The following is an 11,269-nucleotide window of genomic DNA, read 5'->3' as shown; positions in this document are numbered from 1 at the left end:
TCCACTTTTAAACTTTTCTTCTATCCACTTTAAGCCCAAATTTAGGATCTAACCTGAGCACTCCCAATTCACTCTTGAAGTAAGATAAGTCTTGACCCAAAACAACAGGAATACAGTTAAACAGTGTTGGCGAACGTCGCCAGATTTCTTTAGCGACAAAACTAAACGGCCAGTACTCTTCTTGCTCCTTAAAGTGCGCCACCCACTTGGCGTGGCTCAGTGATATTTGTGCCTGTTTTAAACGAGCAATATCAGCTTTTTTAAGCCTTTCTCCAGCTCGCCAATCAATCGCTTCTGATTCTGCATATTCCTTTGCCCCTTGGTTAAACGCTTGCACATTTTGTGTATAGGGCGAAAACTCTGTGACCGGAACAAGCACACCTTCTCCGTTATCAACAAGAAAAATCAATTGAACGCTGACACTGGTTAAACGTGTACTGAGGACAATGTCATCGTTTTCAATTTCACCATTCGTGTACTTTAATAGAGCCCTGACGCTCGACTTATCCGCATCAAACATCATCTTTTTAGCCAAAGTATATTGCGTCCGCTTATCCAATCTGAATTCAAATGCTTTGTCGTATTCCTGCTCGAGCCAGGTTATTTGTTGGTCGACATCGGCATACACTTTATTGATCCATGAATCCATATCGCTATTAATATTAATGGCAAAGCCGCCCCCACCAACTTCCTCATTCTTCTCCCAAAGCAAGCGAGTTGTTACAGCCAGTAGATGTGAGGGGTAGATAAATACTTCACCGTGACCAAACCATTCTCCATAGTCCTCGGGAATTTTATCCATTGATGGCAGGTAGATATTTAACGTGGGTGTTTTGATAAACTTAGAGCGAGCAGTATTATTAATTTGATGACGCCACACACGGCCAACTCTTTGCAAGAGCAGATCAATTGGTGCAATTTGGGTAAACATCTCGCATGCATCATAATCCAGACTTTGTTCCAAAACCTGACTCCCTATTAGGATCAAACATTTATCCTTCACTGGTCGGTTAGGGTTGATGCTACGATGGTCCGCAGGATGTTTGCCAACCTGATATTCGATGATCTCTTCAATGGACAAACGTGTGGCTAATGGATACTTTGCATGGAAAGTTAGATACTCAACTCGACCATCACTTTCGCTGCAATATCTTGCAATGAGCCTGGACATTTCCTGAACTTTATCAACAGTATTCAAAATACAAACAAACACACCACAACCTGCATTATTGGCTGTCGTTAGAACATCATTTGCCATATTACTGATACACAACTTTGGAGACGTTGAGTGCAGCTTTATCTTGTATGTTCCGGGAGGGCTGGTTAGGTCTTCTTTTTTACTATCACTCTCAGTTTCTATAATTGTGTGAGACTTCGCCAAAGCACCTGAGCTGTAAGTAGTGATCCTTGGATAGGGTTTATCTTCTACTTCAATTTCTGTTTCAGATGCTTGCCCATACGCCTGAACCAGCTCAACCAACATCGTTCGGGGCAAAGTTGCAGAAAGAATGATGACTCTGACATTAAGCTTGGCCATCCAATACAATGTATTTTTAAGCAAATCTAGCTGAAAACTCTGTAATGAATGCACCTCGTCCAGTATCAGAACTTTATTTGAGAGCCCAAATAGTCTGACAAAATTATGCTTATAGCGCATTGCAGCCATTAGCAACTGGTCAATAGTCCCCACACATGCACCAGCCAGTAAGCCATGTTTTTTTGATGTGAACCATTGATTTGCTACCACTGAGGGAGTGGTGTTTTGATGGTGATGATAGTCGATACTTTTTAATTTTAATGCTTCATATTGCGGCTCAAAATCTGCGTTGCTGTGTTTTAAGTGGGTTTCTATATTCTGATACCCAAGCACATCTTTTTTGAGTAACCTTAAAGTCCGTTTGAATAACTGATTTGCTGTCGCTTGTGATGGCATAGCCACATACAAACCCGAGTGGCCTAGATGGCGAATGAAATGATCGGCTAAAACCTGCGCCGCTTCTGTTTTACCACTCCCCATACCGCTTTCAATAATCGAGAACCAAGGCAGTTCGTTGAGCTTGATAAGCTCTAAAACCTTTAATTGCAAAGCATTAGGCTTAAAACCAAAAACATCTACGAAATCTGCCTTGTTATTTGAAGCTATGACATGCTTGATATTTAATAAGCTCACAAGCGCATTTGCAGTATCCATTCTTTGCACAGCATTGTAGTCACTGGCTGTACAATACCTAAACTTTGATTCATCTGAACCAATCCAATCAGCAACCGAACACAGCCCAGCCATATAAGAGTACCAAGCTGGCGTTAAGGTTTGTGCTGCAAGCTGGTTAAATAGATAAAGGTCAATGGAAAAGTAATCGGCTAACCATTCTATCGCATTGCTCTGCACTTCGCTCCATTGCTCATTGCCGCACAAACCACATTGCTTTTTATTTGCTACAAATACACCATGATGACTGGCAACCGCAGAAAATATTACTCTCGCAACATTTTTATCTACACCATACTGCCCGCACAAGTAGTCATGCAAAATAACAAACCCTGAATTGCCATGTTTGGTCTCCGCGTCTCCACACACCTTGAATGTGTTAATGTCGAACAAATCCTTTACCCGATCCTGCAACTTATACTGAAACCCAGGTGTGATCTTGCCAATATCATGCAGGGCAATAAGTAGCACTACCATAGCAATCGCGGTATCCTCATCAACGCCTTCAATAGATAAAAACGGCTTCAGTAAGACAGCCCGCTCCTGAGCTGCCAGCTTGAGAATAATCGCCCGGGCCACAAAGGCCACATCCAGCATATGGCACACTGCGGGTAGAGTCTTATGCTCGTCGGCCTTACCCCAAAACTGAAAAATGTCGCTGTTAAAATCACTCACACTGTTACTTCCTTGCTTTCAATACACTCAGCTTACGACGCGAATAAAACGCCGACAATCCTGCAATTGCAACCAGTAAAGAAATTACCCGGTCTGGGGCGTTTGTTTAACTGTTCCATAACAACCTTCTGGCCCTCAGCTCTCTATAGCAGGCTGGTTCCATCACAATTTGCTGTGCTTCCGGGTGTGGGTGCTGAACATCTAACCTCAAAATGCTGATCAGGTAGTTGATCAGTGCAGCGTTGGTTTTAATTTGCTTTTGGTAATTGTGCATATCAAAGTCGTGAGCGATAACTTGCTGGGCGTACTCGCTGAGTCTTGGGTCGGGGATTATGGTTAAAGTGACTTCCTGCTGCCAGGCTTCGTCGTCTTTTTTGTACCTTTGCGCTTTGCTGATAAATTCTGGCGAAGCAGAGACGATACGCGATAATGAAAAGTCTCTAAAGCCTTTGGCTTTTTCACAGTAGGCTCTCAAATGATAGCGCAGTCCAGAGTTAATCAGCGTGTGAGGGCGGATCACGCGCTCGGTTTCACCGCCTTCTTTTATAGACTGATAGCGAATATCCAGCACGCTTTGTCGCCGACAGGCATTCAGTATGGGCCGCAAAATGGTTGGATTGAGCTTTCTGTGTGGTAGTGCCAGCGCTGTGATGGTGGAGGAACTCAAGTTGTGGACGTACTGTTCCCCAGTGAGACTAGTATACTCAGTAAAATCCTGAGAGATATAATTAGGTGTAAAGGGGCTTGCCAGCACATAGGCTTTCTCAGACTCATTATAGCTTGCGGCAATCTGATAACGCTCAATAAAGTCGGTGACATAACGCCGTGCGCTGGGCCTTGAAAGCTTAAATTTGCTCTGGAAAGTACCAGTCTGGATTTCTCCCTGCCAAAACAATACCGCTTCAATATATCTAAAATACAGCTCTTCCTTAGCCTGCATACAACACTCTGGTAAAATTTTCGTAAAATAAATGTATCAGAACAAACAAAGTAAGTCATTGACCTGAGACAAACTGACAGAGAGATCACGCTAGCACTTTTTTGATGGTTGATTAATAATCAACTATGGCGGCAGTGTTTCCAATGGGTAACGGTTATATACAGTTTATATATGATGTGAGTTCGAGTCTCACCCTGCCGCCACTTCCAGCCAAGCTACTCACCACAGCTTTCCTACTAAAATGTTCTACTGGTTAGCCCCGTGTGTACGGGGAATACTAAAACACACACTTTAAGGAGAACATTATGGACGGTTTAGCCCCGTGCATACGGGGAACACTCTCAGATTGAGAATTTCGATTTGCGTAACAACGGTTTAGCCCCGTGCGTACGGGGAACACTCATGGCGTAACTCACGGTCTACCACTAACCGCGGTTTAGCCCCGTGCATACGGGGAACACTTTATCATTCACAAACGATACGAAATCTAACACGGTTTAGCCCCGTGCATACGGGGAACACTCTATTCCAAACGTGGATAAATTGAATTTGTACGGTTTAGCCCCGTGCATACGGGGAACACTCCAAACTGAATAATCGGCATTTGATACATATCGGTTTAGCCCCGTGCATACGGGGAACACTTCGAGCTGCTTATTTGTTTTCACATCTCCACCGGTTTAGCCCCGTGCATACGGGGAACACGGTTATGTCCATAGGGCTGGATTGCTCTCCGTACGGTTTAGCCCCGTGCGTACGGGGAACACTGCAAGAGTCAAATTAGATGTTCCGGGGAATCCGGTTTAGCCCCGCGTCTGCGGGGAACACGTACGTTTAAGATACGACTTGTGATAGTTCCACGGTTTAGCCCCGCGTCTGCGGGGAACACAATAATCAGAACCAACTCATTGCTCATGAAATCGGTTTAGCCCCGCGTCTGCGGGGAACACGCACAAGAAGCCACAGCGCCAGTTATCGAATGCGGTTTAGCCCCGCGTCTGCGGGGAACACGCAGCTGCGGTTAGCTCACTCATCTGATTAATCGGTTTAGCCCCGCGTCTGCGGGGAACACGATTCGGGTTATGACACGCAAGACGTTTATGCCGGTTTAGCCCCGCGTCTGCGGGGAACACGGCCTTGTTCTTGGCACTGCTGCGATTTCGGTCGGTTTAGCCCCGCGTCTGCGGGGAACACGCAGCATTAAAACAACTGCAAGCGCGGCAGATGCGGTTTAGCCCCGCGTCTGCGGGGAACACTCATCCTCAAGTATGCTCGCCAGTGTAACAGGCGGTTTAGCCCCGCGTCTGCGGGGAACACAACAATAAACTCTGCATGTTCTTTGCTTTTAACGGTTTAGCCCCGCGTCTGCGGGGAACACAAATTCATAAATCCCGCTCTGAAAAGTAGATTCGGTTTAGCCCCGCGTCTGCGGGGAACACTTTATGGATGATATGCCCATTGTGGAAAATCCCGGTTTAGCCCCGCGTCTGCGGGGAACACTCTATAGCCAAACCCTATTGGGAGTTGACGTTCGGTTTAGCCCCGCGTCTGCGGGGAACACGATTTAAACACCAGCTATGACAAGCTCAAAAACGGTTTAGCCCCGCGTCTGCGGGGAACACGCCAGTGCACTGCCTGCGGTTTCAGTAAGCGGCGGTTTAGCCCCGCGTCTGCGGGGAACACGATGCGTACCTCGAATAACAGAGCTCTCATTTACGGTTTAGCCCCGCGTCTGCGGGGAACACGCGTGCTACCCAGTTTACTCACTATCAACTTACCGGTTTAGCCCCGCGTCTGCGGGGAACACCCTCATACGCTCTGCCCTGCGTTGGCTCTACGCGGTTTAGCCCCGCGTCTGCGGGGAACACGAGTAAGCGACATCAAAGTAGGCCACTACCTCCGGTTTAGCCCCGCGTCTGCGGGGAACACTCTAAAAATATATCATTGTTTCTATTAATAAAAATCACACTTACAATATTCACCAAAAATATTGGGTACAAATTCTACGTATGTTTACTCGGCTCAATTGTTAAAGATCGGGGTTTCTCTTCAAATAATGTATAGCCAACAGGCCAATAAACTTCACTATACTTGCTCAGCAAAATCGATGAGCTCTTGCCCTGATAGGCGATAAATAATCCATTCGTTTTGTGCTTTAGCACCAATACTTTCATAAAAATCGATTGATGGTTTGTTCCAGTCCAGCACCACCCACTCAAAGCGACCACAGTCCTTTTGTAGTGCAAGTCTTGCGAGGTACTTCATGATCCCTTTACCTGCACCAACACCGCGTTTGTCTTGTGACACATATAAGTCTTCAAGATAAAGTCCGTGCTTGCCAAGCCAAGTAGAATAATTAAAGAAATACACTGCGAACCCGATTGCTTCACCATCTAGTTCACAAATAACGCTGTGTGCTCTGGCTTCTTTACCAAACAATTTCTGTTCTATTTCTTCCACGGTATTGAGCACTGCATCTGGCTCTTTCTCATAAATTGCAAGTTCGTTGATAAAGTGCAGTATTGTCGCGGCATCAGCTACTTCTGCTGGGCGAATTGAAAGGCTCATAATAACTCCTGTATGTAGGTTTTAGTCAGCTTAGCAAATTGTAAAGGGGGATGACAGCACCTTTCAGACATCAGCAAAGTGAACAAACTTTCCAGCTCGTTCGTATAAGAAGCTAACCGTTTTTACATAGGAAGAGGTTAGTATGCAAAGGACGATCTTTACCTTTTTGATGTTGCTATTCAGCGCTCAGGGTTTCGCAAGCACCAGTGATCTTGTAAATCAATTTATAGAAAACCCGAAGCAGGTCGGCAAAACAAGTCGAATGACCTATTTGTTTTGGGATGTTTATGATGCCAGCCTTTATGCGCCACAAGGCGCGTACTCTCAAGACCAGCCTTTTGTATTGGCACTACATTATTTACGCGAGCTTGATGGCAAGGAGATAGCAAAACGATCTCTTAAAGAGATGGAAAAGCAAGGATTCAGTAATTCAAGCCAAGGTGAGCAATGGCTGGCAGAAATGGAAAAAACTTTCCCCGATGTCTCTAAAGGGACCGTGCTCTTTGGTGTAAGAACCCCCGAAGGAACTACACAGTTTTACCAAGATAAAAAGCTTATTGGCGAAGTGAAAGATTCGGAATTTACTACCCGTTTTTTCAATATTTGGCTCGGTGAAAAAACATCCGAACCAGCCATGCGAGCCGAGCTTCTAGGTCTAAAGCGGAAGTAGCATATGGCTTTTTTCCATTAATTTCATCTTCGCTATTTGGCTCATATATAAAAAGCAATAGCACTCAAAGTGGCTTCAAGCCTAAGGAGAAAACAATGCGCATCACTCTTGCAGTACTCACCTTACTTTTATTGTCGGCTTGCAGCTCCGGGATTGACGGTAAAAAGTACGCTACACTTAAACCGCAATTTGACCCCTACGAGTTTTTTGTTGGTGATGTAAAAGCGTGGGGAATAGTCCAAGACAGAGATGGCAACTTAGTTCAACAGTTTACTGTCGATATCAAGGGCTCTATTAACAACAAGTCTGAACTTATTTTAGATGAGTCCTTCAACTATTTGCTCGGCGACGGGGCTCAAACGCGAGTTTGGACTATTACAAAAGCTGCAGGCAATAAATATACCGGCCGCGCCGACGATATCCTCAACTCAGCATCAGGCGAAACCTTCGGCAATGCGATGAATTGGCAGTATAGAATGGACTTACCCGTTGACGACACCAGCTACGAAGTACACTTTGATGATTGGATGTGGTCTTTTGATCAAACCACTCTCATGAACCGCTCTTATATTGAAAAGTTCGGTATTGTAATGGCTGAAGTCACAATATTTATGCAAAGGCAATAATAATTACGCCAAATCAACTTCAATTTAACCTTCTTACTCGTGTATTTGTCTACAATTTGTAGACAAATACACGAGCCTCACTACAATCCACAGCAATTCTAGTAGCGTAATCATGTCCCACACTGATAAATGCTTAACGAAAAATGCCGTATCGAAAAGTCTTATTGCTGAGTAAGGCGCAAGAAACTGCGGCGAGATAGTAGCTAATAAGAACCAATAGGAATCCCCACAATGATAAAGAAGATACTAGCTGGAGCCATTGCTCTTGCGCTTGTCGGATGTGTTAATACCGAAAATGAACAATCTAATAATGCGGCATTGACGCAATCTGTGAAATATCCAATCACTAAAACAGGCACAGTGATAGACAACTACTTCGGTACGCAAGTGGCGGATCCATATCGCTGGTTAGAAGACGATAAAAGCGCAGAAACCGCTGCGTGGGTAAAAGCACAAAACGAGACTACTCAAGCATATTTATCGCAGATTCCATATCGTAAAGACATCGAAAAACGCCTCACCGAACTACTTGATTACGAGCGTGTTTCTCAGCCTTTTAAACACGGCAACTATACTTATTTTTACAAAAATGATGGATTGCAAAACCAAAGTGTTTTGTACCGCCAAAAAGAAGGTAGTGAAGCTGAAGTATTTTTAGACCCAAATACCATGAGTGACGATGGCACGACATCGCTTGCAGGATTAAGTTTTAGTAAAGACGCTTCATTAGTGGCTTATCAAATTTCAGAAGGTGGGAGTGACTGGCGTAAAGTGATTGTGCTAAACGCCGAGACTAAAGAGCAGGTTGGTGAAACGCTAGTCGACGTTAAGTTTAGTGGTATCTCTTGGTTTGGTAATGAAGGCTTTTACTACTCAAGCTATGACAAGCCCAAAGGCAGTGAACTTTCTGCAAAAACTGACCAACATAAAGTGTATTACCACAAGATTGGCACACCTCAAGATCAAGACAAGGTCATTTTTGGTGCTACTGATGCGCAAAAACACCGTTATGTTTATGGTGGTGTAACAGACGATAAAAAATACTTAGTGATCTCTGCTGCGGTATCAACATCAGGTAACAAGTTATTTATTCGTGACTTAAGCAAACCAAATAGTGACTGGGTAACGATTTTAGATCATACCAACTCTGATACCAGCGTGATCCACAGTGAAGGCGACACATTGTTCTTAAGCACTAACTTTGATGCGCCGAACCGTCGTATCGTTAAAGTCAGTGCGAAACAGCCACAACCAGAAAACTGGCAAGATGTGATCCCAGAAACCGACAATGTACTATCGGTTTCAACAGGTTCAGGTTATCTATTTGCGACTTACATCAAAGATGCAATTTCATTGGTAAAACAATATGACTTCACAGGTAAGCTGATCCGTGACATTGCGCTTCCAGGTGTAGGCACTGTGAGTGGCTTTAGCGGTGAGGAAGAAGACAAAGTACTTTATTACTCATTCACTAACTACAACACCCCGAGATCTATCTTTGCTTTCGATGCAGAATCAGGGCGTAGCGAGTTATATAGTTCAGATAAAGTAGATTTTGATTCAGATGCTTACGTGTCTAAACAGGTTTTTTACACCTCCAAAGATGGCACTCGTGTGCCGATGATCATCACCCATAAAAAAGGGCTGAAATTAGATGGTAATAACCCGACTCTGTTGTACGGTTATGGTGGCTTCAACGTCAGTCTTAAGCCTTCCTTTAGGGCAACACGAGCAGCATGGCTGGAACTAGGTGGCGTTTATGCGGTAGCAAACTTACGTGGCGGCGGTGAGTACGGTAAAAAATGGCACAAAGCAGGTACTCAAATGCAAAAGCAAAACGTCTTTGATGACTTTATTGCTGCAGGCGAATATTTAGTATCTGAAAATTATACTTCAAGTGAAAAGCTTGCAATTAACGGTGGTTCGAACGGTGGTTTGTTAGTAGGTGCAACGATGTTGCAACGTCCAGACCTATTCAAAGTGGCTATACCTGCGGTTGGGGTACTTGATATGCTGCGTTACCACACCTTTACTGCTGGAGCTGGCTGGGCTTACGACTACGGTACGGCGGAGGACAACAAAGAGATGTTTGAATACCTGAAAGGTTATTCACCTGTGCATAACGTAGAGGCTGGTGTAAATTATCCAGCAACGATGATCACAACAGGTGATCATGATGACCGCGTAGTACCTGCACACTCTTATAAGTTTGTAGCTGAGCTACAAAGCAAACACACAGGTCCTAACCCGACGCTTATTCGTATCGAAACCAATGCTGGACACGGCGCAGGCACACCGATAAGCAAGACAATTGAACAGTATGCCGATATTTATGGCTTTACGCTTTACAATATGGGAATTAAGTCTCTCTAAAGTCAAGTTCGAAAAGCCACCTGAACAAGCAGGTGGCTTTATTCAATAAGGACGTACCTATGATCAGTTGCCAACAGTATGATTATATTGAACAGGCGTGTATAAAACGCCTAGCGGTTACTATTGAGATGAAAGATGGTGACGTTGTGCGTGGCAGGTGCGAAAACACGGCCATAGTCGACAAACAGGAGTGTTTAGTTTTAGAACAAGAAAGCCAAGCTGTCACTGTGGTGCTTGCAGAGATTGCCTGTATCTCTGCCGATACTGACAATCCCTATTTTACTACGTTAAGATTTTAGTGATAACGCCATAAAGACACTTAACGGGTTGTCACGATACATACCAAAGCGTTCACATCGCTCAAATCCCAAGCTCTCATAAAGACTTATCGCACTGGCTTGCTTAGAGCCGGTTTCCAGCCGAATAAGTGGGATCTGCGCTTCACCCGCGTAGTGAAGCAAAATTTGCATAATACGTTTAGAAAGCCCTTTACCTCGATAGCTAGGTTTTACGTACAAGCGTTTAATTTCACCGTATAAGGTTTTATCAAACTGCTTTACAATCGCACCGCACGCTACAATGCCCTCTTCATTTTGTAAGCCAACGGCATACACGTTAGGTTGGTTAATTTCTTCTATTGATAAAGACTGTGCACTTGCGATTGGATATAAGCTGTTCATAAGCTTATCGATTTCAGAAAACACCGCGACTACTTGTGGGTCATCTGACTTTAACTGAATTAATTGCATACCTGCCTCTGAGAAGTAAGGCCAATTTGTCCTGCGCCCATAAACTGAGCAATATTATTACTATTCTGGCCGACGTCAAACTATACCGAGTTAGAAATAATAAGCAAATTATCGAGGTGAGATGATAGGCTGAATGCCTGCAGAAACTTTATGGTGGTGCCAGCTCAAGATACTAACTATATGTTTTAAATAAATAAAATTTAGTAACCCCGAACTGTTACAAAGTGTAAGGTATTGGTGTGAGCTAGATACTTCAAACTAGCCACAAGCATCTAAGAATTTTTCATTCTTATTCTGTCGGGCGGACTTCATGCTTTATCGCGCCGCTCTTATGTATTGCTACTTTGGTTTCTACAGGCTGTTTGCTCTTACTTGGAAAGCTCAGTAAAGTCAGTAATAACAACACGCTTGTTAGCGCTACAATCAGCGGGATAGAGGTATGCGAACTTGTGTGTGATG

General features: G+C 44.2%; 8 protein-coding genes and 1 CRISPR repeat array. Of the genes, 4 read left to right on the top strand and 4 right to left on the bottom strand.

What is annotated here, in order from left to right:
- Window positions 1–7: 7 nt before the first annotated feature.
- From cas3 to CTT31_RS21965, 3 genes are all read right to left on the bottom strand, one after another.
- On the bottom strand, window positions 8–2,884 hold the full coding sequence (gene cas3, locus CTT31_RS21975; RefSeq protein ID WP_260492546.1) for a CRISPR-associated helicase Cas3': 2,877 nt from the start codon (window positions 2,882–2,884) through the stop codon (window positions 8–10).
- A gap of 106 nt (window positions 2,885–2,990) precedes the next feature.
- Window positions 2,991–3,824 (bottom strand): WYL domain-containing transcriptional regulator, encoded by an 834-nt coding sequence (locus tag CTT31_RS21970; protein WP_260492545.1) that lies wholly within the window; start codon window positions 3,822–3,824, stop codon window positions 2,991–2,993.
- Window positions 3,825–4,134: 310 nt separating this feature from the next.
- Window positions 4,135–5,753: a CRISPR direct-repeat array (repeat unit 29 nt; unit sequence CGGTTTAGCCCCGCGTCTGCGGGGAACAC).
- Between the two features lie 156 nt (window positions 5,754–5,909).
- Window positions 5,910–6,392 (bottom strand): GNAT family N-acetyltransferase, encoded by a 483-nt coding sequence (locus tag CTT31_RS21965; protein ID WP_039496196.1) that lies wholly within the window; start codon window positions 6,390–6,392, stop codon window positions 5,910–5,912.
- 142 nt (window positions 6,393–6,534) lie between these two features.
- Here CTT31_RS21965 and CTT31_RS21960 point away from each other — a divergent pair, with 142 nt between their 5' ends.
- The 4 genes from CTT31_RS21960 (at window position 6,535) to CTT31_RS21945 (ending at window position 10,360) form a co-directional block, all read left to right on the top strand.
- Window positions 6,535–7,062, top strand: a complete 528-nt coding sequence (locus tag CTT31_RS21960; protein WP_260492544.1) for a chalcone isomerase family protein — start codon at window positions 6,535–6,537, stop codon at window positions 7,060–7,062.
- Between the two features lie 95 nt (window positions 7,063–7,157).
- Complete coding sequence (locus CTT31_RS21955) at window positions 7,158–7,688, top strand: DUF3833 domain-containing protein (RefSeq protein WP_211856823.1); 531 nt, start codon at window positions 7,158–7,160, stop codon at window positions 7,686–7,688.
- Between the two features lie 231 nt (window positions 7,689–7,919).
- Entirely contained in the window at window positions 7,920–10,061 is a 2,142-nt protein-coding gene (locus CTT31_RS21950) for a prolyl oligopeptidase family serine peptidase (protein WP_260492543.1), read from the top strand.
- Window positions 10,062–10,120: 59 nt separating this feature from the next.
- The gene (locus CTT31_RS21945; protein ID WP_260492542.1) at window positions 10,121–10,360 is read left to right on the top strand and encodes a Rho-binding antiterminator; all 240 of its coding nucleotides are present in this window, start codon (window positions 10,121–10,123) and stop codon (window positions 10,358–10,360) included.
- Here the strand turns inward: CTT31_RS21945 and CTT31_RS21940 are convergent.
- Window positions 10,349–10,810 carry a GNAT family N-acetyltransferase gene (locus tag CTT31_RS21940; protein WP_010603965.1) on the bottom strand — a complete coding sequence of 154 codons (462 nt, stop codon included), beginning with the start codon at window positions 10,808–10,810 and terminating at the stop codon, window positions 10,349–10,351. The two genes, CTT31_RS21945 and CTT31_RS21940, sit on opposite strands and share 12 nt — an antisense overlap.
- Window positions 10,811–11,269: the final 459 nt, after the last annotated feature.

It is taken from the genome of Pseudoalteromonas maricaloris (genome assembly GCF_024746855.1).
GTDB classification, from domain to species: domain Bacteria; phylum Pseudomonadota; class Gammaproteobacteria; order Enterobacterales; family Alteromonadaceae; genus Pseudoalteromonas; species Pseudoalteromonas maricaloris.
This window is presented reverse-complemented; position numbering and strand designations above follow the sequence as displayed.

What these genes read in the sequence shown, in the direction of transcription:
- CTT31_RS21960 (WP_260492544.1), top strand. Translation starts at nt 6,535, where the DNA reads ATGCAAAGGACGATCTTTACCTTTTTGATGTTGCTATTCAGCGCTCAG.
- CTT31_RS21970 (WP_260492545.1), bottom strand. Translation starts at nt 3,824, where the DNA reads ATGCAGGCTAAGGAAGAGCTGTATTTTAGATATATTGAAGCGGTATTG.
- CTT31_RS21965 (WP_039496196.1), bottom strand. Translation starts at nt 6,392, where the DNA reads ATGAGCCTTTCAATTCGCCCAGCAGAAGTAGCTGATGCCGCGACAATA.
- CTT31_RS21945 (WP_260492542.1), top strand. Translation starts at nt 10,121, where the DNA reads ATGATCAGTTGCCAACAGTATGATTATATTGAACAGGCGTGTATAAAA.
- CTT31_RS21940 (WP_010603965.1), bottom strand. Translation starts at nt 10,810, where the DNA reads ATGCAATTAATTCAGTTAAAGTCAGATGACCCACAAGTAGTCGCGGTG.
- CTT31_RS21955 (WP_211856823.1), top strand. Translation starts at nt 7,158, where the DNA reads ATGCGCATCACTCTTGCAGTACTCACCTTACTTTTATTGTCGGCTTGC.
- CTT31_RS21950 (WP_260492543.1), top strand. Translation starts at nt 7,920, where the DNA reads ATGATAAAGAAGATACTAGCTGGAGCCATTGCTCTTGCGCTTGTCGGA.